19 protein-coding genes are annotated in these 24,193 nt (G+C 72.1%); 9 read left to right on the top strand and 10 right to left on the bottom strand.

What is annotated here, in order from left to right:
• Positions 1–79 precede the first annotated feature (79 nt).
• Positions 80–1,282 carry a glycosyltransferase gene (locus PZC42_RS02520; RefSeq protein ID WP_277208039.1) on the top strand — a complete coding sequence of 401 codons (1,203 nt, stop codon included), beginning with the start codon at positions 80–82 and terminating at the stop codon, positions 1,280–1,282.
• Positions 1,283–1,288: 6 nt separating this feature from the next.
• Here the strand turns inward: PZC42_RS02520 and PZC42_RS02515 are convergent, their stop codons facing one another.
• The gene (locus PZC42_RS02515) at positions 1,289–2,311 is read right to left on the bottom strand and encodes a LacI family DNA-binding transcriptional regulator (RefSeq protein ID WP_277208037.1); all 1,023 of its coding nucleotides are present in this window, start codon (positions 2,309–2,311) and stop codon (positions 1,289–1,291) included.
• 203 nt (positions 2,312–2,514) lie between these two features.
• Between PZC42_RS02515 and PZC42_RS02510 the strand changes: the two genes are divergently transcribed.
• From PZC42_RS02510 to PZC42_RS02485, 6 genes are all read left to right on the top strand, one after another.
• A complete protein-coding gene (locus PZC42_RS02510; RefSeq protein WP_277209262.1) occupies positions 2,515–3,651 on the top strand; it encodes a Gfo/Idh/MocA family protein in 1,137 nt (378 codons plus the stop codon).
• Between the two features lie 53 nt (positions 3,652–3,704).
• Positions 3,705–4,943, top strand: coding sequence for a dihydrodipicolinate synthase family protein (locus PZC42_RS02505; RefSeq protein ID WP_306573777.1), 1,239 nt, complete (start codon positions 3,705–3,707; stop codon positions 4,941–4,943).
• The gene (locus PZC42_RS02500; RefSeq protein ID WP_277208035.1) at positions 4,940–5,809 is read left to right on the top strand and encodes a sugar phosphate isomerase/epimerase family protein; all 870 of its coding nucleotides are present in this window, start codon (positions 4,940–4,942) and stop codon (positions 5,807–5,809) included. Before PZC42_RS02505 ends, PZC42_RS02500 begins: the two co-directional genes overlap by 4 nt.
• 121 nt (positions 5,810–5,930) lie before the next feature.
• Positions 5,931–6,716 carry an ABC transporter ATP-binding protein gene (locus tag PZC42_RS02495; protein ID WP_277208033.1) on the top strand — a complete coding sequence of 262 codons (786 nt, stop codon included), beginning with the start codon at positions 5,931–5,933 and terminating at the stop codon, positions 6,714–6,716.
• A gap of 151 nt (positions 6,717–6,867) precedes the next feature.
• Positions 6,868–7,350 carry an ATP-binding protein gene (locus PZC42_RS02490; RefSeq protein WP_277208032.1) on the top strand — a complete coding sequence of 161 codons (483 nt, stop codon included), beginning with the start codon at positions 6,868–6,870 and terminating at the stop codon, positions 7,348–7,350.
• Positions 7,351–7,502: 152 nt separating this feature from the next.
• The gene (locus PZC42_RS02485) at positions 7,503–8,993 is read left to right on the top strand and encodes a family 43 glycosylhydrolase (RefSeq protein ID WP_277208030.1); all 1,491 of its coding nucleotides are present in this window, start codon (positions 7,503–7,505) and stop codon (positions 8,991–8,993) included.
• A 67-nt stretch (positions 8,994–9,060) separates the two neighbouring features.
• On the opposite strand, the gene PZC42_RS02480 is transcribed toward PZC42_RS02485, so the two are convergent.
• Genes PZC42_RS02480 through PZC42_RS02460 form a run of 5 tightly spaced genes read right to left on the bottom strand, consistent with a single transcriptional unit; the run spans position 9,061 to position 15,177 of the window.
• Complete coding sequence (locus tag PZC42_RS02480; protein ID WP_308199816.1) at positions 9,061–10,689, bottom strand: rhamnulokinase; 1,629 nt, start codon at positions 10,687–10,689, stop codon at positions 9,061–9,063.
• A complete protein-coding gene (locus PZC42_RS02475; RefSeq protein WP_277208028.1) occupies positions 10,686–12,749 on the bottom strand; it encodes a bifunctional aldolase/short-chain dehydrogenase in 2,064 nt (687 codons plus the stop codon). Before PZC42_RS02475 ends, PZC42_RS02480 begins: the two co-directional genes overlap by 4 nt.
• Positions 12,746–13,648: an alpha/beta hydrolase gene (locus PZC42_RS02470; RefSeq protein ID WP_277208026.1), complete on the bottom strand. Its 903-nt coding sequence runs from the start codon at positions 13,646–13,648 to the stop codon at positions 12,746–12,748. The genes PZC42_RS02475 and PZC42_RS02470 overlap by 4 nt, the downstream gene beginning before the upstream one ends.
• Before the next feature lie 20 nt (positions 13,649–13,668).
• Positions 13,669–14,835, bottom strand: a complete 1,167-nt coding sequence (gene rhaI, locus PZC42_RS02465) for an L-rhamnose isomerase (protein WP_277208024.1) — start codon at positions 14,833–14,835, stop codon at positions 13,669–13,671.
• A gap of 12 nt (positions 14,836–14,847) precedes the next feature.
• Entirely contained in the window at positions 14,848–15,177 is a 330-nt protein-coding gene (locus tag PZC42_RS02460; protein WP_277209259.1) for an L-rhamnose mutarotase, read from the bottom strand.
• A 355-nt stretch (positions 15,178–15,532) separates the two neighbouring features.
• On the opposite strand from PZC42_RS02460, the gene PZC42_RS02455 reads away from it, so the two are divergent.
• The gene (locus tag PZC42_RS02455) at positions 15,533–16,552 is read left to right on the top strand and encodes a LacI family DNA-binding transcriptional regulator (RefSeq protein ID WP_277208022.1); all 1,020 of its coding nucleotides are present in this window, start codon (positions 15,533–15,535) and stop codon (positions 16,550–16,552) included.
• Between the two features lie 67 nt (positions 16,553–16,619).
• Positions 16,620–18,683, top strand: coding sequence for a beta-galactosidase (locus PZC42_RS02450; RefSeq protein ID WP_277208020.1), 2,064 nt, complete (start codon positions 16,620–16,622; stop codon positions 18,681–18,683).
• 10 nt (positions 18,684–18,693) lie between these two features.
• Here PZC42_RS02450 and PZC42_RS02445 read toward each other — a convergent pair whose 3' ends face one another.
• From PZC42_RS02445 to PZC42_RS02430, 4 genes are all read right to left on the bottom strand, one after another.
• Complete coding sequence (locus PZC42_RS02445) at positions 18,694–19,431, bottom strand: cupin domain-containing protein (RefSeq protein ID WP_277208018.1); 738 nt, start codon at positions 19,429–19,431, stop codon at positions 18,694–18,696.
• Positions 19,428–20,486 carry a DUF6807 domain-containing protein gene (locus tag PZC42_RS02440; protein WP_277208015.1) on the bottom strand — a complete coding sequence of 353 codons (1,059 nt, stop codon included), beginning with the start codon at positions 20,484–20,486 and terminating at the stop codon, positions 19,428–19,430. The genes PZC42_RS02445 and PZC42_RS02440 overlap by 4 nt, the downstream gene beginning before the upstream one ends.
• Positions 20,483–21,631, bottom strand: a complete 1,149-nt coding sequence (locus PZC42_RS02435; RefSeq protein ID WP_277208013.1) for a Gfo/Idh/MocA family protein — start codon at positions 21,629–21,631, stop codon at positions 20,483–20,485. The genes PZC42_RS02440 and PZC42_RS02435 overlap by 4 nt, the downstream gene beginning before the upstream one ends.
• A 141-nt stretch (positions 21,632–21,772) precedes the next feature.
• Entirely contained in the window at positions 21,773–24,115 is a 2,343-nt protein-coding gene (locus PZC42_RS02430; protein ID WP_277208011.1) for a rhamnogalacturonan lyase, read from the bottom strand.
• Positions 24,116–24,193: the final 78 nt, after the last annotated feature.

The following is a 24,193-nucleotide window of genomic DNA, read 5'->3' as shown; positions in this document are numbered from 1 at the left end:
AAAGTGTCATGAGGACGTAACACGCAGGTCACTCGCTCCACATCACGCGGCCCCACGCTGGTGCCAGGAGGTGGTCGCCGTGTTCGAGCACAGTTCGCTGCGTGTCCTGTCCCTCTACGAGGGCTTCTTCTCCGGCGGCGCCCGGGTGCTGCACTCGACGGTGGTCGCGGGGTTGCACGCCCACGGCCACCAGCAGCACTCGGCGCTGAGCCTGCACAGCGCGGTGCGCCGCGAGACGATGCTGCAACGCATGGAGGACGACCCCCGGTTCCGCGCCCTGCGTGCCGCCGGGGTCCGCATCTCCACGCTGGGCCGCTCCACGGACGGTGACCACGACCCCCGCCGCTTCACCGACGCCGAGATGGAGATCGCGGCGCGCGAGGCCACGGGGGTCGACGTCGTGATGTCCCTCAAGGAGCAGCCGCTGCGGCTGGCCAACCACGCGGGCTTCCCGCAGCGGCCCGTCGTCGCGTGCCTGCACCGCTCCGACCCCGAGCACTCCGGCACGGCGCTGGACGACCTGCGCGCGGCCGCGGACAGCGGGCTGCTCGCCGCCGCTGTCTGCTGCGCGGAGTCGACCCGGGAGGCCTACGCCGCGGCTGGCATCCCGGAGCACCTGCTGCGGGTGGTGCCCAACGGCATCGACCTGACCCGGTTCCACCCGCTGCGCCGCGCCCGCCGGATGGCCCTGCGGGGCCAGGCGGGCATCCCGGCCGACGCCACGCTGGTCGTCTACGCGGCCCGCTACGACGCCATGAAGAACCCCCGCCTGTTCATCGCGGCGGCGCGGGAGTTCCTCGAGCGCGACGACCACGGCCACGTGATGATGTGCGGCGCCGGGATGGCACTGGACAACCCCGGGCTCGTGGCGGATCTCGACGAGTCGTTCGCCGATCGTCCCGACCTGCTGCGACGGGTGCACCCGCAGGGTGTGCGGCGCGACATGGAGCACGTCTACGCGATGGCCGACGTCGTGGCGCTCACCTCCGCCTTCGGGGAGGCCGCGCCGCTGTGCCTCATCGAGGGTGCGATGTGCGGTGCGATCCCGGTGACCACCCCCGTGGGTGACAGCGCCCGGCTGGTGGCGGGCATCGGGTTCGTCACCGGGTTCGACGCGGACGAGATCGCCGAGACGTGGATCGAGGCCGCGGCCCGCCGCGGCGACCTGCGGGGCGCGCTGACGGCAGCCCGGCAGCGGTTCAGCCACGTGCGGATGCTGTCCGGCTACGCCCAGGTCCTCGAGCAGGCCGTGCGCGGCACGGGGCTGCGCATCGCAGCCTGAGGCTGGTCAGCGCGCGGTCGACTCCCGCAGCACGACCTCGTGCCCGACGGCGGCACCCGCCCCGGCGCCTTCCTCCGCGACCGCGGCGGCGACGGCCAGGCGCCCCATCTCCTCCAGAGGGATGGACACGGTGGTGACCGACGGCACGTGGTCGCGCAGCGTGGGGATGTCGTCGAACCCGGCGACGCGGACGTCGTCTGGCACGGCCACGGCCAGGTCCCGCAGCCGCGCGATGAGCCCGATCGCCATGACGTCGGTGACGGCGAACACGCAGGGCGCGTCGAGCCCGGCGTCGGCCGACTCACGGGCGATCGCGGCGACGCGGTCACCGGCCGCGTAGCCGCCGTCGCGGGAGAACTGCTGCTCGATGACCTCGAGCACCTCTCCCCCGCTGGCGGCGACGGCGTCGGCGAACGCCCCGGCTCGCTCCTGGGCCGTGACGACGCGCTCGGGCGCACTGAGCAGCACGAACCGGCGGTGGCCCTGCTCGTGCAGGGCGGCGGCGAGGTCGGCGGCACCTGCGGCGTTCGGCGGACGGATCACCTGTGCCGGACCGAGCGGCTGCCCGACCACGACGGCGCGCCCTCCGCCGGCCTCGAACGCGACGAGCTCGTCGGCCACGGGCGCGTCCTCCTCCGGCGACCACCGGGTACCCGCCACGACGATGGCGTCCACGCGGTGCGCGGCGAAGGCTGCGACGGCGTCCCGCTCCGCGTCGGGGTCCCGTTCGGTCGAGGCGAGGAGCACCATGCGGCCGTGCTCGCGGGCCGCAGCCTGCGCGCCGGCCGCGATCGTGGAGAAGTACGGGTCGGAGATGTCCTGCACGACCAGTCCGAGCAGGCCCGTGCGTGACCTGGCCAACGCCTGGGCCTGCGCGTTCACCACGTAGCCGAGGTCGGCGGCAGCGGCACGCACGCGCTCGACGAGCTCGGGGCCGGGCTGTCGCGACGACCCGTTGAGGACTCGCGAAGCGGTCGCCAGGGAGACCCCGGCATGGTTCGCGACGTCCTGCAGCCGTGGTCGGGCCACGGGCACCTCCTCGTCCGCTGCGGCCCCGGTGCGGGTCGTCGTCGCCCGGGCCGGGTGACGGCTGCTTGACGCGCCGTCGCAGACACCTTACCGTGGACATGGAAAGCGCATTCCGACCGGAGCGCGAGCACGCGACGAGCACCGAGCCGGTGCCCCGACGAAGGAGTCCCCGAGTGAGCACCACCCGCACCCTGCGCATCGCCATGAACGGCGTGACCGGCCGCATGGGCTACCGCCAGCACCTGCTGCGCTCGATCCTGCCCATCCGCGAGCAGGGCGGTGTCGAGCTCGCCGACGGCACCCGCGTCCAGGTCGAGCCGATCCTGGTGGGCCGCAACGAGTCCAAGCTCGCCGACCTCGCGAAGCAGCACGACATCGCCGAGTACACGACCGACCTCGACGGCATGATCCACGCCGACGACACCGACATCGTGTTCGACGCCGCGATGACCAACCTGCGCGCCGAGACCCTGGCCAAGGCGATGCGGGCCGGCAAGCACGTCTACACCGAGAAGCCGACCGCGGAGACCCTCACCGAGGCGATCGACCTCGCGAAGCTCCGGGAGGAGACCGGCGTGACCGCCGGCGTCGTGCACGACAAGCTCTACCTGCCGGGCCTGGTCAAGCTCCGCCGCCTCGTGGACGAGGGGTTCTTCGGCCGCATCCTGTCCCTGCGCGGCGAGTTCGGCTACTGGGTGTTCGAGGGCGACGTCCAGCCCGCCCAGCGCCCCTCGTGGAACTACCGCAAGGAGGACGGCGGTGGCATGACCACGGACATGTTCTGCCACTGGAACTACGTCCTCGAGGGCATCCTCGGCCAGGTCCGGACGGTCAACGCGCAGACGGTCACGCACATCCCCACCCGTTGGGACGAGCAGGGCAAGCAGTACGACGCCACCGCCGACGACGCCGCGTACGGCATCTTCGAGATCGAGACCCCCGGTGGCGACCCGGTCGTGGCGCAGATCAACTCCTCGTGGGCCGTGCGCGTCTACCGCGACGAGCTCGTCGAGTTCCAGATCGACGGCACCCACGGCTCCGCCGTCGCCGGGCTGCGCCAGTGCGTCGCCCAGCAGCGCGCCCACACGCCCAAGCCCGTGTGGAACCCGGACCTGCCCGTCACCGAGCCGTTCCGCGACCAGTGGCAGGACGTCCCCGCGAACGCCGAGCTCGACAACGGCTTCAAGCTGCAGTGGGAGGAGTTCCTGCGCGACGTCGTCGCCGGGCGCGAGCACCGCTTCGACCTGCTCTCGGCCGCCCGCGGCGTGCAGCTCGCCGAGCTCGGCCTGCAGTCGTCGGCCGAGGGCCGTCGCCTCGACGTGCCGGAGATCTCGCTGTGAGCGCCGCGACCACCTTCTCCCGCGCCCCCGTCCTGACGGGCTCCGGCGTCACGCTGCGGCTGCCGCGGTTCGACGACGGCGGCCGCCTCGTCGGCACCGAGGTGCGTGAGCTCAACGCGCCCGGCCCGTGGCAGCTGCCCTCCGGCCCGATCCGCTCCCGGGTCGCCTTCGCGGCGGCGCACGTGGTCCCGCAGGTCGGAGCCGAGAACGTCCCCGGCGCCCCCGCCGTCGTCGACTGGGACTCCACCCTCGCCTACCGGCACAGCATCTGGTCCCACGGCCTCGGCGTCGCCGACGCCATGGACACCGCCCAGCGCGGCATGGGCCTCGACTGGGCCGCGACGCAGGAGCTCGTCCGCCGTTCCGCGGCCGAGGCCGCCTCCGTCGGTGGTGCGATCGCGTGCGGCGCGGGGACCGACCAGCTCGACCCGGCCGAGATCGCACAGTGGGAGCCCGGCGACCAGCACGCTCTCGACGCCGTCGTCGACGCCTACCGCGAGCAGGTGCGCGTGGTCCAGGAGTCCGGCGCCCAGGTCATCGTCATGGCCTCCCGCGCCCTGGCGAAGGTTGCCCGCTCGGCCGAGGACTACGCCCGCGTCTACGACGCCGTGCTCGCCGAGGCCGACAGCCCGGTGATCCTGCACTGGCTGGGCACGATGTTCGACCCGGCCCTGGCCGGCTACTGGGGCTCGGACTCTGTCGACACGGCGACCGCCACGTTCCTGGACCTCATCAAGGCCCACCAGGACAAGGTCGACGGCGTCAAGGTGTCGCTGCTGGACGCACAGCACGAGATCGGCCTGCGCCGCGCGCTGGCCGCGCTCGACGGGTCCCCCGTGCGGCTCTACACCGGTGACGACTTCAACTACCCCGAGCTCATCGCAGGCGACGACCAGGGGTACTCCGACGCCCTGCTCGGCATCTTCGCTGCCGTCTACCCTGCGGCGTCCACGGCCCTCCAGGCGTTCGACGAAGGAGCAGCAGCCGGCGACGCTGAGTCTGCTCGTCTGGGCGCGGCACGGGGTCACGCGATCCTCGCCTCGACCGAGAAGCTGGGGCGGCACATCTTCGCCGCGCCGACCTATTTCTACAAGACGGGTGTGGCGTTCCTGTCCTGGCTGAACGGGTTCCAGCCCGGCTTCCAGCTCGTCGGTGGCCTGCAGTCCGGGCGTTCGCTGGCGCACCTCGTCGAGCTCGCCCGCCTCGCGGACGACTGCGGGATGCTGCTCGTGCCCGACACCGCCGCGGCCCGCCTGCAGGCGCTGCTGACCGTGAACGGAGCGGACTCATGACCGACCTGTCCCGCTGCTCGCTCAACACCGCGACGGTGAAGCACGCCTCCCTGGCCGAGGCCGTCGAGGCGGCGGCCGGGGCCGGGCTCGGCGCCGTGGGGCTCTGGCGTCACCAGGTGCAGGAGTCCGGCGCCGAGACCGCCCGCAAGGTCGTCGAGGACGCAGGGCTGCGGGTGTCGTCGCTGTGTCGCGGGGGCTTCCTCACGGCCACCTCCGCCGAGGGCATCCGCGACGCGGTGGCCGACAACGAGCGGGCGCTCATCGAGGCGGCCGAGGTCGGCACGTCCGAGCTCGTCTTCGTCGTCGGCGGGCTGACCGGCTCCGCTCCCGAGGCACCCCCGGCACCTGGCACCGACCGGGACCTCGTGGCCACGCGCCGTCGGGTCGCGGACCGGTTGGCAGACCTCGCGCCGCTCGCCGAGAAGCACGGCGTGCGGATCGTCCTGGAGCCGCTGCACCCGATGTTCGTGGCCGACCGCGCCGTCGTCTCGACCCTCGGGCAGGCGCTCGACCTCGCGGCGCCGTTCGACGCCCGGACCGTGGGCGTCGTCGTCGACACCTACCACGTGTGGTGGGACCCGGAGCTGCACGCCTCGATCCAGCGCGCCGGCCGCGAGGGCCGCATCGCCGGCTATCAGGTGTGCGACTGGAACCTGCCGTTCGCGCCCACCGCGCTGAACTCGCGCGGTCACGTCGGCGACGGGTACATCGACTTCGCGACCATCTCGCGGTGGGTCGCCGAGGCCGGGTACACCGGTGACGTGGAGACGGAGATCTTCAACGAGGACATCTGGGCGGCCCCGCCCGCCGAGACGGCCGCGACCGTCGGCGCGCGGTTTGCGGAGCATGTGCTGCCCCACCTCTGAACCGTCTCAGGAGCGTGACCGGGAACTTGTGCCCGGTACCGTTCGTCGGACACAGTGGCCCGCCGACCCACGCTTTCCTGGTCGGCGGGCCACCATCCGTCCGCAGCATTGAAGGTCACCCATGAGCTCGCACGCCGACACCCTCCCGATCCTGCGTGCCGACGGTCTCGCCGCCGGGTACGGCGGCGCGGACGTCGTGCACGGCATCGGCCTCACGCTCGCCACCGGCGATGCTCCGGTCGGGATCGTCGGCACGTCCGGTGCCGGCAAGTCGACCATCGTGCGCGCGCTGACCGGCCGGGTGAAGCCCAGCCGCGGCCACGTCACCTGGTCGGGGCGCACCGTGAGCCGGATCGGTTTGCGCGACAAGAAGGCGTTCCGTGCGCAGGTGCGCCGGGTCGCCCAGGAGGGCATCGCCGACGTCGACCCGCGGACCACCGTCGACCGCGTCGTCGCCAAGGCCCTGTCCGACGCCCGCAAGGCCGGCCGCGCGAGCGGACGCACCGTCGAGGAGCTCCTCTCCGACGTCGCGCTCGAGGCCCGCTTCGCCCCCCGCCAGATCGGCACCCTCTCGGGTGGTGAGAAGCAGCGGGTCGCGCTGGCCACGGCCCTCGCCACCCGCCCGGAAGCGCTGCTGCTGGACGAGCCGCTCACCGCCGTCGACCCTGCCATGCGGGGCGAGGTGGTCCGCCGCCTCGGCGCCACCGCCGCCGAGCTCGGCACCGCCGTGCTGCTCGTCTCGCACGACCTGGAGCTCGTCGAGCGCCTCTGCCCGACGGTGCATGTGCTGGCCGAGGGTACGTTCGTGGCCTCCGGCCCGCTCTCGACCGTGCTCGCGGAGTCGGCCCACCCTTCGGTCCGCGATCTCGCCGGGGCCGCGTCCCAGGCGGTCCAGCGCTTCCGCTGACCTGCCCGCCGAGTGTGCTGGGTCACGCCGCCACGGCAGGCAGCGACGCGAAGTGAAAGGTAGTGTCGTCGCGGACCTGGTGCCCCGAGCGGGGCACCCGACGAGGAGTAGTGATGCTCACCCGAGACCGCGGTGCGACCAGGGTGATGGCGTGAGGGAAGAGACCGCCACGTCGACCCGCACCAGGATCGTCGGCACCTGGACGGTGACCGCTGTCGAGGAGCTGGCCTCCGCGCGCTCGCGCCTGCAGGAGTCGCTCTGCGCCTGGACGCCGGTGCCGTGGACCGAGACGGATTCCTCGCGCTCGCTGCTGCAGAACATCGTGCTGGTCGCCAGCGAGCTGACCGCCAACGCACTGGAGCATGCGGGTGGACCGGCCCGGTTGGACGTCGTGTCCGACGACACGGCGGTCACCGTCTCGGTCATGGACCGCTCGCCCGACAACCCCCCGGTGCTGACCTTCGACCGTGAGCTCGGGGCAGGCGGCTTCGGCCTCCAGCTCGCCCTCCGCGTCGCCGACGACGTCGGGTGGTATCGCACGCCCGACGGCGCGAAGCACGTCTGGGCACGGTTCGTCGTGCTCGCACCGGAACCGGCCTCCCTTCCTGGTAGCCCTTCCGATCACATCATGTGAGCGATAACATGTGGCTGGCGACGCTCTCACCGGCCACGACGCAGTGGCCGGCGGACATCTTCTCGCCGATTCCCGATGCTGTTCCCGCCCGCCGCGACGGGCTGACAGCTTGACTCGCACCGATCCTGTACAACGATGTGAAGGGCGGAACGATGAACCCATCTCGACCACACGGGCTCCCCCGCGGGCGGACCCGCACCTGGCTCGCCGGACTCACGACGGCCGTGCTCGTCGCCGTCGGGCTGGTCGCCCTGCCCCAGACAGCGGCCAGGGCCGCCGTCGACACCGGGCAGTGGTACGTCATCCAGTCGGTCCACTCCGGGCTGGTCCTCGACATCACGGATGTCTCCCACGAGCCCGGTGCTCTGCTGCAGCAGTGGGACCGCTGGGACGGGGAGGGCCAGCAGTTCCGCTTCCTCGACTCGGGCAACGGCTACTACCGGATCCAGGCCCGGCACTCGTCCCTGGTCCTTGACGTCTTCGGCCGGAACCCGGACAACGGCGCCGACATCGTCCAGTGGCAAGACCTCGACGGCACGAACCAGCAGTGGCAGATCCGCGAGAACTCCGACGGCACGGTCACGTTCCTCAACCGGTTCTCGGGCAAGGCTCTCGACCTGTACGACTTCGCCACCGCACCGGGCGCTCGCATCTCCCAGTACGACGACAACGGCCTGGCCGTCCAGAAGTGGCAGCTGGTGCCGGTCGGCGGGGACGCCAGCACGCTGACCAACCCCCTGCGCGCCAACGGCGCGGACCCGTGGTTGCAGTACTGGGACGGCTACTACTACCTGTCCACCACCACGTGGGACTCGACGGTGATCATGCGCCGGGCCACCACGCTCGCCGGCCTGTCCTCCGCGCCCGACCAGGTCGTGTGGGACGACGCCGGGGTCCCGTCCCGCTGCTGCAGCCACTGGGCGCCCGAGTTCCACCGCATCGACGGCACCTGGTACCTCACCTACACGTCGGGGAACTCGCAGACCAACTTCGACGGCCAGAAGATCCACGTGCTCCGGTCCCAGAGCAGCACCCCCATGGGCCCGTACGAGTTCATGGGCACGCCCATGCCGAACCGCTGGAACATCGACGGCTCGTACCTGGAGCACGGCGGCAACCTCTACATGCTGTACTCGGAGTGGATCGGCCCGGACCAGACCAACCGGATCATCCGGATGAGCAACCCGTGGACCGTGGTCGGCGCGCCCGCCACGATCTCCACGCCGACGCACTCCTGGGAGACCCAGGGCGCCCGGGTCAACGAGGGAGCGGCCGTGCTGAAGCACGGTGGCCGGACGTTCGTGTCGTACTCCGCGTCGTCGTGCAACACGCCGGACTACAAGATCGGCCTGCTCGAGCTCACCGGGAGCGACCCGATGAACCCGGGTCACTGGACCAAGTCGCCGCAGCCCGCGATGCAGCAGGGCAACGGGGTCTACGGGCCGGGGCACAACGGGTTCTTCAAGAGCCCGGACGGCACCGAGGACTGGATCGTCTACCACGGCAACACCTCGGCGTCGCACGGGTGTGGCGACACTCGCCAGACCCGGGTCCAGAAGGTCACCTACGACGCGAACGGGTGGCCGGTCTTCGGCGCACCCGTGCCGACCGGCCAGGCACTGACCCCGCCGTCGGGCGAGTAGCGAGCGCCGGACCGCCGACCTGCCCTGGGGCCGTTCGTCCGAACGGCACCAGGGCAGGTCGACCGCACTAGATCGTGGGCGCCCGGACCGGGTCGTAGGTGGTGAGCTCCGTGCTCGCCACGACGACGTCGCGCAGCGCGGTGAGGTCGACGTCCTGCGGGGCGCCGAGCGCACCGGTCGTCCGGGCCTGCACGAGCACGTTGCCCAGCGCTGCCGCCTCGACCGGGCCGGCCACCACGGGCAGACCGGTCGCCTCGGCCGTCAGCCGGCACAGCAGCTCGTTGCGCACCCCGCCACCGGCGACGTGCACGGCCGTCACCCCGACGCCGGCCAGCTCCGCGGCCGTCCGGACCGCACGGGCATACGCGTCCGCGAGCGAGTCGAGCACCGCTCGGACGAGCGCCGGCTTGCTCTCCGGCGCCTCGAGATCAGCGGCACGGGCGGCGTCCCGGAACCTGGACGGCATGTCTCCCGGCGCGAGGAACGCGTCGTCGTCGACGTCCACGACGCAGCGTCCGCCGGGCTCGTCGGCCGCGGCGGCCAGCAGCTCGCCGAGATCGACGTCCTCTCCCCCGCGACGCCACTCGCGCACGCACTCGTCGAGCACCCACAGGCCCATGACGTTGCGCAGGTAGCGGACCGTGCCGTCGAGGCCCAGCTCGTTCGTGAAGTTCGCCGTCCGGCTCGCCTCGGTCAGCACCGGGGCGTCCAGCTCGAGGCCGACCAGAGACCAGGTCCCCGAGGAGATGTACGCCGCCACCTGCGGCGCCGAGCGTCCGTGTTCGACACGGTTTGATGCGTCGAACCGTGTCGAACATGGACGCTCGGCGGTCCCGAGGGGGATGGCGGCGACCGCCGAGGCAGTATCGTGCGACGCGATCGCGACGACGGGCACCGGCCCCAGTCCAGACTCCTCGGCGATCTCCGGCAGCAGCGGCCCGACGACGGTGCCCGGTTCGACGAGGTCCGGCAGCAGGTCGCTGAGCCCGGACAACCCCGGGAACTCCTTGCCCAGCCGGGCGAGCAGCGGCGCCGACCAGCGCCGCGACCCGGCGTCGAGCAGCCCGGTCGTGGACGCGTTCGTCACCTCCGCCACCCGGCGCCCGGAGAGCCAGCACGTGATCAGGTCCGGCACGAGCAGCAGCGTCCGCGCGGCCGGCCACGTGGCGTCGTCCGCCCCGGCGGCGAGCTGGAACACGGTGGTGAACGGCAGGTGCTGCAAGCCGTTGACGGCGTACTGCTCGACCGCGGGGATGCGCGCGTAGACCTCCTCCGCCGCGCCGAGTATCGACGGGCACCGGTAACTGCGCGGGGCGCCCAGCAGCACACCGTCGGCGTCGAGCAGACCGTAGTCCACGGCCCAGGAGTCGACGCCGACGCCCTGCACCACGGCGCCGCGCGCCGCCGCCTCCCGAGCTGCCTCGCGCAGCCCCGCGGTGATGCCGCGCCACAGTCCGAACACGTCCCACCGCAGGTCGGTGGCCGCACCACCGGCCCGCGGGACCGCCACCGGTCCGTTCGGGAACCTCCCCGTCTCGACCAGCTCGACCCGCGTGGGTCCGGCGTGCACGACGCCGAGCATCACCCGTCCGCTCGTGGCCCCGAGGTCGACGGCGACGAACGCGGGGACGCTCCGTGGACCGCCTGCACCGCCGTCGGGCCCCGGGGCGCTCGGAGCGGGGCTCGCGGTGCTCACCGGAGGAACGCCTGCGCCACACCCGCGTCGACGGGGACGTGGAGCCCGGTCGTGTGGGAGAAGTCTGCCGTGCACAGCGCGAACGCGGCGTTCGCGATGTTCTCCGGCAGCACCTCGCGCTTGAGCAGCGTGCGCTGGGCGTAGAACGTGCCCAGGTCCTCCTCCTCAATCCCGTACGTCTTGGCACGGTTGGCTCCCCAGCCGGAGGCGAAGATGCCGGAACCGCGCACCACGCCGTCGGGGTTGATGCCGTTGACCTTGATGCCGTGCTCGCCGAGCTCGGCGGCGAGCAGGCGCACCTGGTGGGCCTGGTCGGCCTTGGTCGCCGAGTAGGCGATGTTGTTCGGCCCGGCGAACACCGAGTTCTTGCTCGAGATGTAGATGACGTCGCCGCCGAGCTGCTGGTCCACGAGGATGCGCGCGGCGTTCTTCGCGACGAGGAACGAGCCCTTGGCCATGACGTCGTGCTGCAGGTCCCAGTCGGCCTCGGTGGTGTCGAACAGCGACTTGCTCAGCGAGAGCCCGGCGTTGTTGACGACGATGTCGACGCCGCCGAACGCGAGCACGGCCTCGTTCAGCGCGGCCTGCACGGCGGCTTCGTCGGCGACGTTCGCGGCGACGCCGATCGCGACGTCGGTGCTGCCGATCTCGCTCGCGACACCTTGGGCCTTCTCCAGGTCGAGGTCCGCGACGACGACGCACGCGCCCTCGGCGGCCAGGCGCTCGGCGATGGCCTTGCCGATGCCGGAGGCCGCGCCGGTGACGAACGCGATGCGGGTGGCCAGGGGCTTCGGCTTCGGCTTGCGCTGCAGCTTGGCCTCCTCCAGCGCCCAGTACTCGATCCGGAACTTCTCGGACTCGTCGATCGGGGCGTAGGTCGACAGGGCCTCGGCGCCGCGCATGACGTTGATGGCGTTGACGTAGAACTCGCCGGCCACGCGCGCGGTCTGCTTGTCGCCGCCGTAGGAGAACATGCCGACGCCCGGCACGAGCACGATCAGCGGGTCCGCGCCTCGGATCGCCGGGGGCTCCTCGCCCTGCGCGCGTGCCTCGGCGGCGCCGCGCTCGTAGTAGGCCGTGTAGTCGGCGCGGTAGGCCTCGTGCAGCGCGGGCAGGCGCTCGACGATCTCGGTGACCGACGCCGTGGCGGGCAGGTCGATCACCAGCGGCTTGACCTTGGTGCGCAGGAAGTGGTCCGGGCAGGACGTCCCCAGCGCGGCGAGCTCCGCGTGCCGCTCGCTGGCGAGGAAGTCCAGCACGACGTCGGAGTCGGTGAAGTGCCCGACCTGCGGCTTGTCCTGCGAGGCGATCGCGCGCAGGTGCGGCGCCAGCGCGGCGGCCTTGGCGCGGCGCTCGTCCGCGGGCAGCGCGCCGTAGCCGTCGAGGGCCGGGCCGAAGGGCTCGTCCTTGCCGTGCTCGGCGATGTACGCCGCGGCGGTGTCGATGATCCACAGCGAGTTGGCCTCGGACTCCTCGGCCGTGTCGCCCCACGCGGTGATGCCGTGTCCGCCGAGCACCGTGCCGATCGCGTCGGGGTGCTGCGCCTTGATCTCGGCGATGTCGATCCCGAGCTGGAAGCCGGGCCGGCGCCACGCCACCCACACCACCTTGCCGCCGAAGATCTTGGCGGTGAGGTCCGGGCCGTCTACGGCGGTCGCGATCGCGATCCCGGCGTCGGGGTGCAGGTGATCGACGTGCGCGGCGTCGACCAGACCATGCATGGCCGTGTCGATGCTGGGTGCGGCCCCGCCCTTGCCGTGCAGGCAGTAGTCGAACGCGGCGACCATCTCGTCCTCGCGGTCGACGCCCGGGTAGACGTCCTGCAGGGCCCGGAGGCGATCGAGCCGCAGCACGGCGAGGCCCTTGGAGGTCAGCGTGCCCAGGTCGCCGCCCGAGCCCTTGACCCACAGCAGCTCGACGTCCTGCCCCGTGACCGGGTCCTTCTCGACGCCCTTGGCCGAGGTGTTCCCGCCGGCGTAGTTGGTGTTCCGCGGGTCGGCGCCCAGGCGGTTCGACCGGGCGACGAGCGCCTCCACGGCCGGGTTGGTCTGCGTGGTCATCGTTCTGCTGCTCCCTCAGTGTGGTGCGGCGGGTCGTACGGAAGTTCGTGCGCGGTCCCGACGAGAGCGTCGATGGTGAGCCACGCGATGATCCGCGCGATGCTGCGCGCGGCGCCGACACTGTCGGGCTGGTTGAGGTGGCCGTGCCACGTACCGTCTTCGCGGACGAGCAGTACGTCGGTGCCCGCAGCGGCGAGCTCGGAGGCGTACGCCTCGCCCGAGGACCGCAGCCCGTCGTGCTCCGACGTGACGATGAACGTCGGCGCAACGCCTCGGAGGTCCTGGCCGCCGGGGAACGCGTAGGGCGAGTCCGGACCGTCGGTGTGGCCCAGATAGTTGTCGTTCATGGCCTTGACGCTCGCGGGCGGGAAGCTGCCCCCGGGGATGGCCGCCACCTTGGCGGCGAGCTCGGCCGAGTGCGGCGGCAGCTCGTGGTGCGCCACCGGGTAGGCGAGGACGACGCTTCGCGGGTGCCGCCCGGCGTCGCGCAGGCGCAGGGACGCCCCGGCCGCGAGGTTTCCGCCGGCGCTCGCGCCGCCGATCGACCACCGGCCGGGCGCGACGCCGAGCCCGGAGTCCTCGACCGCCCAGGCGAAGGCGAAGGCGAGCTCCTCGGAGGGTGCCGGGAACCGCACGCCCTCGCTGCTGATCCGCACGTCGGGTGCGTCCCGGTCGATCGCCGGCACCAGCGCATAGTCGACGCTCACGACGGCGACCCCGGCCTCGGCGAGGCGCCGCGCGACCCAGTCACCCTCGGCCATGTCGAGGTCGCCATGCACGAATCCGCCGCCGTGCGCCCAGACGAGTCCCGCGACCCGCTCGACGCCGGGCGCCGGTTCGTAGAGGCGCACCCGGAGGTCGCCGTGCGGGCCGTCGAGCGTGCGTTCTGTGATGGTCATGCTGCCGGACACTAGCGAAGTCACGCGCCCCACCCCGCCTGCTGACCGCCGACGCGCTCCGCGGCGATCTTCGCCTGGTAGCCCGACTCCGCGTACGCGGCCATGGGGTCGGCCGGCAGGCCGCGCGCGGCGCGGTACTCGGCGAGCGCGGGGCGCACGTCGGTGTAGAACGCGTCCATGTAGATCGCGTTGGCCGTGAGCACGTCGCCCGCCTGCTGCGCCGCGGTGAGCGCCACGCGATCGAGCAGCAGCGCGCGGGCCGTCATCTCCTGGACGTTGAGCACGGAGCGGATCTGGCCCGGCACCTTGTCCTCGATGTTGTGGCACTGGTCGAGCATGAGCGCGACCTGCGACCCCTCGTCGAGGCCACCGCCGCGGATGACCTCGGCCATGATGCGGAAGAGCTGGAACGGGTCGGCGGCGCCCACGATGAGGTCGTCGTCGGCGTAGAACCTCGAGTTGAAGTCGAACGACCCGAGCTTCCCCAGGCGCAGCAGCTGGGCGACGATGAACTCGATGTTGGTGCCGGGAGCATGGTGGCCGGTGTCGAGACAGACGAACGCCTTGTCGCCGAGCGCGGCCACCTGGGCGTACGAGGTGCCCCAGTCCGGGACGTCGGTGTGGTAGAACGCCGGCTCGAAGAACTTGTACTCCAGCACCATGCGCTGGTCGTCGCCGAGCTGGGCGTAGATCTCGGCCAGCGCCTCGTGCAGCAGGTCCTGGCGGGTGCGGATGTCCGCCTGGCCGGGGTAGTTCGATCCGTCCGCGAGCCAGATCTTCAGGTCCTGGCTGCCGGTGGCGTCCATGATCTCGAGGCACTCGAGGTGGTGGTCGATCGCCTGGCGGCGCACCGCCGGGTCGGTGTGCGTGAGCGAACCGAGCTTGTAGACGTCGTCCTGGAACGTGTTGGAGTTGATCGTGCCCAGGGTGACGCCCTGGTCGTTCGCGTAGCGTCGCAGCGCCGCGTAGTCGTCGACCTTGTCCCACGGGATGTGCAGCGCCACCGTCGGCGCGAGACCCGTGAGCCGGTGGACCTGGGCGGCGTCGGCGATCTTCTCCTCGGGGTTCCGCGGCGTGCCCGGCGTGGCGAAGACCTTGAAGCGGGTCCCGGAGTTGCCGTAGGCCCACGAGGGGACCTCGATCGCGAGGCGATCCAGGATCGCGGTGATGTCGTCGAAGGTGGGCATGGTCGTCCTCTTTCAGTCCTGGATGCTGTTCGCCGCGAGCTGGGTCTCGAGGTGGAAGATCGGGGTGAGCTCGGTCATGGACTCGTCCGGGCCCGCACCGTCGAAGAACTCGGCCATCTCGGCCTGCCACCGTGCGTTGACCTCGTACAGGCCCATGTCCGCCCGCGCGGCGTCGGGGTCGTCGCTCTCGAAGTAGCCGACCACCTGGCCGTCCGGGCCTGTGAAGATCGAGTAGTTGCGCCAGCCGGTCTCGTGCAGGGCGCGGAGCATCTCCGGCCACACCGCGGCGTGCCGCCGCGAGTACTCCTCGAGCCGGTCCGGGCGCACCCGGAACTGGAACATCACGCGGCGCGTGCCGCGGTCCGTGCGAACCACCGTTGGTCCTCCTTCGCATCGATCTCGACGCGGTGATGAATCGATTCAACTTCGCCAAGGTACCTGCTGACACCCAGCCAGCGCAAGACCGACGACCCCCGCGTCGAGCACCCCGCTCACCTGCGGTCGGCACTTCGGGCTCCGGTCGGCCGCTCGAGCTGCCGACCGGAGCTCGAAGTGCCGACCGGAACCGGTGGTAACCGGTTTCCACCCTACCCGCGCGGCAAAACGGTTGCTCTCCGCACGAACAGCTACGATCCGGGGATGCGGTCGGAGACCGCCCTGCCCGGAACCGGGTCCTGTCGACGAGGAGAGGGAGCCCATGCCGCCCCGCACGAAGCACCGCCGCACGTCGATCTCCGACGTAGCGCGGCACGCCGGCGTCTCCGTCGGCACGGTGTCGAACGTGCTCAACCGCCCCGACCGCGTCTCCCCCGACACCCGCGAGCGCGTCGAGACGGCCATCGCCGAGCTGTCCTTCGTGCGCAACGGGTCCGCGCGCCAGCTCCGGGCCGGGCGCATCACGACCGTCGGCGCGATCGTGCTCGACATCTCCAACCCCTTCTTCACCGACGTCACCCGGGGGATCGAGGAGCGGCTGACGGCCGACGACTACACGCTCATGGTGGCCAGCTCCGACAGGGACCCGGAGCGCGAGGCCCGGTACCTGCGCCTCTTCGAGGAGCACGGGGTGCGCGGTGTGATGGTGGTCCCGACCGCCGACAGCATCGACCACCTGCTCGCCGTGCGGAGGCGCGGTATCGGCGTGGTCCTGCTCGATCACCCGTCACCGGTGGACTCGGTGTCCTCCGTGGCCGTCGACGACGTGCACGGAGGCGCGCTGGCCACCCGCCACCTGCTCGACCAAGGGCACACGCGCATCGCGTTCCTCAACGGGGCGCACTCGATCCGCCAGTGCGCCGACCGCCTGGCGGGCGTGCGTCAGGCGCTCGCCGAGGCCGGGCACGATCCCGCCGAGGCCCTCGTCGAGGTGCAGGTCTCCCTCGACGCCGACGGCGGCGAGGCCGGCACCCGCGCTCTCCTCGACGGTGATCGGCCGACCGCCGTGTTCTGCGTGAACGACCTCGTGGCGCTCGGCGCGCTGCGGACGCTGCGCCGGGCGGGCGTCTCCGTGCCCGACGACGTCGCGCTGGTCGGGTACGACGACGTCACCTTCGCCGCCGAGCTCGCGACCCCCCTCACCTCCGTGCGCCAGCCGCGGCACGAGCTCGGCGCACGGGCTGCCGACCTGATGCTCCGAGGGGCGGACTCCCCGGCCGAGCACGTCATGTTCCAGCCGGAGCTCGTGGTGCGCGAGTCCTCGGTCACCACGGCGGGATAGGTCCCGCACCGCCGTCGTCCGTTGCCCGCGACTCGGAGTTTGAATCGATTTATGGCAGACTTCGACCATGCGACGACGCACCACACCCGACTCTTTCGACGCCACCGCCGTGCGGCCGTGGAACGCGCAGCTCGACGGCCTCGGCTACGGCGGCGACTACAACCCCGAGCAGTGGCCGGCCGAGGTGCGCGACGAGGACGTCCGCCTGATGCGCGAGGCCGGGGTGAACATCCTCAGCGTCGCGATCTTCTCCTGGGCCACCCTCGAGCCCCGCGAGGGCGAGCTCGACTGGACGTGGCTCGACGAGACCATGGACTCGCTGCACGCCGCCAGCATCCAGGTCGCCCTCGCGACGGCCACCGCCTCCCCGCCCCCGTGGCTGACCCGCAAGCACCCGGAGATCCTGCCCCGCCTCGCCGACGGCACGGTGCTGCACCAGGGCGGCCGGCAGGCCTACGCCGTCACGCACCCCGTGCACCGGGACTACGCGCTGCGCATGGCCGCGCGCATGGCCGAGCGCTACGGCGACCACCCGGCGCTCGCGCTGTGGCACGTCGACAACGAGATCGGCTGCCACGTCCCCCGGGACTACTCCGACAGTGCGGCGGCCGCGTTCCGTGACTGGCTGCGGGAGCGCTACACCACCGTGGACCGGCTCAACGAGGCCTGGGGCACCACGTTCTGGTCGCAGCGCTATGCCGACTTCGACGACGTGCTGCCGCCGCTGACGGTGCCGGCCATCGTCAACCCCACCCAGCAGCTCGACTTCGACAGGTTCAGCTCGGACGCGCTGCTCGACTACTACCGCGACCTGCGCGACACGCTGCGCGAGATCACACCGCACGTCCCGACGACGACGAACCTCATGACGACGACGGCGACCAAGGGGATGGACTACTTCTCCTGGTCGGACGACCTCGACGTGGTCGCCAACGACCACTACACGATCGCCGCCGACGACGAGCGGCACGTCGAGCTCGCCCTCTCGGCCGACCTGGCCCGCGGCGTGGCGCACGGGGCGCCGTGGATCCTCATGGAGCACTCGACGTCGGCGGTCAACTGGCAGCCGCGCAACCGCACCAAGGCCCCCGGGGAGATGCTGCGCAACTCCCTGCAGCACGTCGCCCGCGGCGCGGACTCGGTGATGTTCTTCCAGTGGCGCCAGTCCCGGGCGGGTGCCGAGAAGTACCACTCGGCGATGGTCCCGCACGCCGGCACCGACACCGACGTCTGGCGCAGCACCGTCGATCTCGGGTCGGCGCTGCAGCGCCTCGGCGAGGTCCGCGGTTCACGGGTCGTCGCCCGTGCGGCGCTGATCGTGGACTATCCCGCGTGGTGGGCGGCCGAGCTGGACTCCCACCCGACCCAGGAGCTGCGGTACATGGACGAGGTCCGCTCCTGGTACACGGCCCTGTGGGACCAGGGCGTCACCGTCGACACCGTCACCCCGCACACCGACCTGGCCGGCTACGACCTGGTGGTCGCCCCCACGCTGTACCTCGTGGACGACGAGGGCGCGGCGAACATCGCCCGTGCGGCGGAGCGGGGCGCCACCGTGGCCGTCACGTTCTTCTCGGGGATCGTCGACTCCCACGACCACGTACGCCTCGGCGGCTACCCCGGGGCGTTCCGCGACCTGCTCGGTGTGCGCACCGAGGAGTTCTACCCGCTGCAGGCCGCCGAGACGGTCCACGTCACGGGCAAGGCCGTCGGCGGCGACGCCACCGCCGACCTCTGGACGGAGAAGACGCACGTCCTCGACGGCACCGAGGTCGTGGCCTCCTACGACGACGGCGCCCTCGCCGGGCACCCGGCGGTCACCCGGCGCAACGTCGGGTCGGGCGCGGCCTGGTACATGGGCACCCGGCTCGAGCGGTCAGGCCTGGACGCGCTGGTCGGACGTCTCGTGGAGGAGTCCGGCGTCGCACCCGACGGCATCGGCCCGGCCGGCGTCGAGATCGTCCGGCGACGCTCCAACGACGGCGCCACCACGTGGCTCTTCGCGCTCAACCACACCGACGCGGACACCACGCTCCACGGGGTGTCCGGCATCGAACTGCTCGGCGGCGACGCCGTCGTAGGTGACCTCGCCGTGCCGGCGGGCGCGGTGCGCGTGGTGCGCGAGGCCTGAGGCCGGTCGCTCAGGCGGTCTGCGGCCAGGTACGCAGGCGGCCGCACATCCCGTAGCGCCGAGGCCCGTCGTTCGCCTCCGCGACCGCCACCCGGCCCCCGTCCAGCGTGACCGGTGAGGCGTCGGCCAGGGCCTCGAGCGCGGCGTCGGTCTGCCCGGCGGCGTGCACGACGGAGCCCTCCCACGTCTCGCGCCACCTTGCCGTGCGCGGGGCCACGAGCCGGGCCGCGGCGTCGTACAGCGGCTGCAGGGCGTCCGGGCCGTGCTGCCCGACGGCGTCGCGCAGCGCCGCGTAGCCCTCGAGCGCCAGGTCCCGCCGCGCCCGGGCGGCTGTGGCCACCTCCGCGTCGGTCGCGCCGTCGTCGGGCCGGGGCAGCGCCGCCGCCCGGGCGTACCGGTCCGGGTCGGCGAGCACCTCGGTGGGGAACGTGATGACGGCGTCGCCGGGCTCGGGCAGCCCGGCGTTCGACATCGTCACGAGAACCTCGAGGCCGCCCAGGTTCACCGCCCGATGGATGACACCGGGTCCGAACCAGACGATCCGCCCGGGTGCGAGGTCGTGCACCGCGTGCCCCTCGGGTCCGAGGGTCTCCACCTGCCCGCGGCCCGCCAGGGTCACGTAGGCCTTGGTCGAGGTCGTGTGCAGGTGGGGCGAGCCGCTGCCCTGCGGAGCGTCAGGCGCAGGCCAGTCGTAGACCCGCAGGTGGCTGACGGACGTCCCGCCGGGGAAGACGGGCTCGCGCGTCACCCGCGGGCCCCCGCGGCCACATCGGTGGGCGGCTCCGCAGGGTCGACGTGCCCGGGCTCGAGTGCTCCGCCGTCGCCGGCGAGCACCTGCCGGCCGAGCGCCGCGAGCTCGGCGCCCCGGGCGCCGTCGGACTCCCCGTCGGCGATGACGACGGCGTAGGTGAAGCGCAGCGTCTCACCGGCCGGGAACGGCACCTCCTCGCTGAAGAACGGCGCCGGGCACACGCCGGCGAACGGCACCGATCGCACGAACCACTGCGGGGTGCCGCCGGGGTTGGTGCCCGGGTCGACCATCAGCACCGTGGAGGCGCGCGAGCCGCCCTGCCGGCCGCCCTCGCCGCGGGGCGCAGGGCCGTCGTGCCGGCCGACGAACCCGAGCCAGTTGGCCCGCAGGCCACGTGCGTCCTCGGCGTCCGCGACCGTGCCGGTTCCGTCGGGGCCGGGCAGCAGCACCCGGCCCTCGGTGAAGGAGCGCGGTCCACGCCAGAACAGGCCTCCGTAGCCCGCGTTCTCCCGCCCGTTGGTGGTCGGGCTGCCGAGGTCGAGCGGCCCGTCGGAGACGTTCGTCATCTCCGAGGCAAAGGTCAGCACCCAGGCGTCCGGGACGGACTCGGGCAGCACGACCTGCACCGTGCGCTCCTCGCGGACCACGACCTGCCCGGGAAGGTCGCCGCCGTCCTGTCCGGTGGTGCGGGGGGTGCGCCACGAGAGCTCCTCGACGAACCCGCAGGGGCCGACGGCGGTGAACTGCTCGTGCTCCATCGAGCCGTCGTTGTGCAGGTCGACGTAGCCCCGCTCGGCGTGGACGTAGTTGGGGCCGCCCCAGAAGTTCCACCGGCCGACGTGCGGGAGCGACCAGGCGAGGCCCTTGTGCCACACGTGGTCCCACGGCCGGTACTCGGAGACCACCGCGCCGCTCCGGGTGCGCAGCGGGTGCAGGTAGGGGCGCGGGCTCTCGTAGGCGACGTCGTCGGGCCGGTAGACATAGGTGAAGAGGTCGACGTCGTCACGCGACCCGGTCATCGCGCTGCCGTCGCTGTTCAGGGTGACGCTCATGCAGTGACCTCCTGCACCGGGACGTCCTTGACCGGGGGCCAGGGCGCCCCCGCGCCACCCATGCTGTCGTAGAAGGGGTCACCGGCGGAGATCTCACCCCGGACAACGGTATCGCCCGTGAACGCCGACCGGTAGATGGCGGCCGCGAGCTCGAGCGTGCCGCGGGCGTCGGCGACGGTGATCGGCGGCGTCTCGCCCGCGACCAGGGCGCGGTAGGTCGGCACGAGCTGGGCGAGGTGACCGGAGCGGCCGCCGTCGACCTGCTCGCCCTCGGCGGCGACGTCGTCGGACCAGGCCTGCAGGACGTCCTCGGAGCCGGGCGCCGCCGTGATGCTCCAGGCGTCGTCGTCGTACCCGTAGAGGTGCTCCAGCTCGACGGTGGCCCGCTCGGTGTCGAGGCGCAGGAAGGAGGTCTGGCGCGGGGAGAGCAACGAGTTGGTGATGCTGGCCATGGCGCCCGAGGAGAACCGCACCATCGCCATCGAGACGTCCTCGGTGTCGACGTCCCGGGCGAGGCGGCCGGCCATGGCCCGCACCTCGGTCCACTCGCCCAGGATCGACACCAGCAGGTCGAACTGGTGAATGCCGTGGCCCATCGTGGGGCCACCGCCCTCGGTGTCGAAGCGGCCTCGCCACGGCACGTCGAAGTACTCCGGCGGGCGGAACCAGAGGGTGTCGCACACCGCGACGAGGGGTCGGCCGAGGGCGCCGTCGCCGAGCAGCCGGCGCAGCCGCACGGCTCCCGACCCGAAGCGGTGCTGGACGATCTGCGTGAACCGCGCACCGCCGGTGCCGGCCCGCTCGGCCTCGGCCATGGCGTCGATCTCGGCCAGGGAGAGCACGGCAGGCTTCTCGACGACCACGTGCACACCGGCGGCCAGCGCCGCACGAGCCTGCTCGAGGTGCAGCGACGGCGGGGTGCAGATGTGCAGCACGTCCACGTCGCCGCCGGCGAGCAGCGCCGACAGGTCGGTGCCATGGTGGGCGATGCCGTGCCGGGCGGCGAACTCCGCCGCGCGCGCGGCGTCCACGTCGACCACCCCGGTCAGTTCGACGCCCTCGAGCCCGCTGTAGCGGGCGAGGGCCTCCACGGCCTCGGCATGGGCGTGGGCGATCGCGCCCGCACCCAGGATGCTCACCTTCATCGGTTGACTGCCTCCGTCGTCGACTGCGTTGTATCGATTCAATACTAGCGCAGTCTGACGCGCGGCAGCACGCGGACGCTCCACGCCGGTCCGCGCACGGTGCGTGCACCGTGCGCGGACCGGCAAGGCGTCAGGGTCGGCTCACCCGGCCGAGCCCGGCACGGGCACCTGCGACCAGTCCGTGTCCGAGGCCAGGTAGAAGCCCGGGTACGACGGCTGGTTGTACGAGGTCTGCTGGCGCGCGACCTCCACCCGGTACTGCGGGTCGTGCATCAGCGTGTACATCTTCGTGTCCGTGACCTCGGTGGAGAGGTAGATCCGCAGCGCGGAGGAGTCCTCCGTGCGCACCATCACCTCTTCGCGCCAGTCACCGAAGATGTCCGCGACCAGCGACGGGTTGCCCTTCGTATGGTTGTTGGTCAGGGTTCCCTCGAGCTCCAGGACGGTCCCCCGAGCGACGTCCACGATCCGTGGCGTCTCATCGATCGCACCCTCGATGATCTGCGTCGTCCCGTCGGCAGCCCAGCGCACGGACTGGTTGGTCCCGGGGGTGCCCGCCGCGAGCTGCTCCCCCGTCGCGCTCAACGTGCCCGACGCATCGGTACCGTCCGGCATCGCCGCCCACAGCTCGAACCCGGGCACGTCCGGGCGGACGTCGCCGATCATGCAACGACCGGTGTCCCGGCCGGAGTACGCACCGAACAGCACCTCACCCGTCGCGGCGTCCCGCAGGACAGAACCGTACGGCGCCCAGGCGCCGCCCTCGTGACAGGTCCAGATCTCCAGACCCGGTCGGGACGGATCGATGTTCGTCACGTGCATGGCGTCGCCGTGACCGAGCCCGGCCCAGGCTCCCGGGTCCGCAGACCCCTCGGGCAGGGTGTCGAACGACGAGTACAGCAGCGAGCCGTCGTGATCGATCGTCGCCGAGCCGTAGACGATCTCCTGCTTGCCGTCACCGTCCACGTCGGCCGCGGACATCGAGTGGAAGCCCTGCGTCGTGATGGACCCGAACTCCGGGTCGGTACCCAGCGTCCCGTGGGGCCCGTCGTTGAACGGGTTCGACATCGGCGTCCAGCCGGAGTCCACCATCCAGCGCTGGGTCAGGCGCTTGCCGTCCCAGTCGTACGTGGCGATGGTCGAGCGGGTGTAGTACCCACGGGCGAACACGGCCGACGGTGTCTCGCCGTCGAGATAGGCCACACCGGCCAGGAACCGGTCGACGCGGTTGCCCGGTTCGATGCGGCTCATCGCGTAGTCGCCCCAGCGCAGACCGTCGTCGAACCGCTCCGGCTCGTAGTCGACGGTCTCCAGCGGGCGCCCGCTGCGGCCGTCGAACACCGACAGGTACTCGGGGCCGGAGATGACGAACCCTTCGAAGGTGCGCAGGTCGTTGCGGCCCGAACGCTCCGGGGCGTAGACGTCCATGAAGTAGTCGGCCATCTCGCGCGCGTCCGCGTCCGTCAGCGGGTAGTCGTACCGCGGCTCGATGCCGAACGCCTCCTCGAGCGTGGCAGGCCATTCACCGCTGGTCACCTCGGGGTAGTCCGCCCAGTCGCGGAACATCTCCACGACGTGCTCGTAGTAGTCGTCCGCGCTGTACCGGTAGTCGTCGGCGTGCGTGACCCCGGCCTTGCGGTCGGCCTGGGGGATCTTCACGTACCTCTCGGCCGTCGGTCGGCCGTCGCGGTACGTGGTGGCCTTGGTGCCGGGCGCGGTCTTGACCATGACCTCGGCCCGTCCGTCACCGTCGAAGTCGTACACGGGGAACTGCGTGTAGTGCGCCCCGGCGCGGATGTTCACCCCGAGGTCGATGCGCCAGAGCTGCTCACCGTCGAGGGTGTACGCGTCGAGGTACTGGTTGCCGGTGTACCCCTTCTGCGACACGTCCTTGGAGTTGGACGGGTCCCACTTGACGATCACCTCGTAGGTGCCGTCGCCCGTCAGGTCGGCGACGGACGCGTCGTTGGCGCGATAGGTGTACTCCTCCCCGACCGGCGTGACACCGTCGTCCGGCTTGTTCAGCGGGATGTCGAGGTGACCGTCGGCCCAGGGCACGACGGTCTCGCTCTTGCGCCCCTCCTTGCCCTTCGCGTGCCCCTTGCCCGGGTGGCCGGTGCTGCTCACCGGCGCGACGGCGTAGCGCGACGTCGACTCGCCGTCGGCGTCCACGTAGTTGGTCGAGTCGGTGACCGTGGCGATCCTCTGGCCGTCGCGGTAGACGACGAAGTCGACGCCGTCCATCCCTGTGTCCGTGGCGCCGGTGACCTCGTGCCCGAGCAGTCGCCAGCTGAGGAAGACGCCCTCGCTGGTGCTCGCCGCGACCAGGCCACGGTCCAGGTCCTCCAGGACGATCCCCTCGTCCCGGTCGTGCCCCGGCGGGCCGTGGTGCCCTCCGGGAGCGGCCGTGGCCGCCGACCCCAGGGCCAACGCCCCGGCGGTCGCCGCAGCGACGGCGCAGGCCGTCGTCTGAGTGATCTTCATCGCTCGCATCCTCCTTGCATCGTTGCAATCAGTGCACTCGCGAGGCCCGCCGGGTTTCGACGGGCCTTTCCCCCACCT

The organism is Isoptericola croceus (assembly GCF_029382255.1).
GTDB lineage: Bacteria > Actinomycetota > Actinomycetes > Actinomycetales > Cellulomonadaceae > Isoptericola > Isoptericola croceus.
Note: the sequence above shows the minus strand (reverse complement) of the source record. Positions and strands in the feature narration are given on the sequence as shown.

Coding starts and splice junctions, on each gene's coding strand:
- PZC42_RS02500 (WP_277208035.1), top strand. CDS start 4,940: ATGACCGACCTGTCCCGCTGCTCGCTCAACACCGCGACGGTGAAGCAC.
- PZC42_RS02470 (WP_277208026.1), bottom strand. CDS start 13,648: ATGACCATCACAGAACGCACGCTCGACGGCCCGCACGGCGACCTCCGG.
- PZC42_RS02430 (WP_277208011.1), bottom strand. CDS start 24,115: ATGAAGATCACTCAGACGACGGCCTGCGCCGTCGCTGCGGCGACCGCC.
- PZC42_RS02510 (WP_277209262.1), top strand. CDS start 2,515: ATGAACGGCGTGACCGGCCGCATGGGCTACCGCCAGCACCTGCTGCGC.
- PZC42_RS02475 (WP_277208028.1), bottom strand. CDS start 12,749: ATGACCACGCAGACCAACCCGGCCGTGGAGGCGCTCGTCGCCCGGTCG.
- PZC42_RS02455 (WP_277208022.1), top strand. CDS start 15,533: ATGCCGCCCCGCACGAAGCACCGCCGCACGTCGATCTCCGACGTAGCG.
- PZC42_RS02495 (WP_277208033.1), top strand. CDS start 5,931: ATGAGCTCGCACGCCGACACCCTCCCGATCCTGCGTGCCGACGGTCTC.
- PZC42_RS02440 (WP_277208015.1), bottom strand. CDS start 20,486: ATGAGCGTCACCCTGAACAGCGACGGCAGCGCGATGACCGGGTCGCGT.
- rhaI (WP_277208024.1), bottom strand. CDS start 14,835: ATGCCCACCTTCGACGACATCACCGCGATCCTGGATCGCCTCGCGATC.
- PZC42_RS02485 (WP_277208030.1), top strand. CDS start 7,503: ATGAACCCATCTCGACCACACGGGCTCCCCCGCGGGCGGACCCGCACC.
- PZC42_RS02435 (WP_277208013.1), bottom strand. CDS start 21,631: ATGAAGGTGAGCATCCTGGGTGCGGGCGCGATCGCCCACGCCCATGCC.
- PZC42_RS02460 (WP_277209259.1), bottom strand. CDS start 15,177: ATGTTCCAGTTCCGGGTGCGCCCGGACCGGCTCGAGGAGTACTCGCGG.
- PZC42_RS02450 (WP_277208020.1), top strand. CDS start 16,620: ATGCGACGACGCACCACACCCGACTCTTTCGACGCCACCGCCGTGCGG.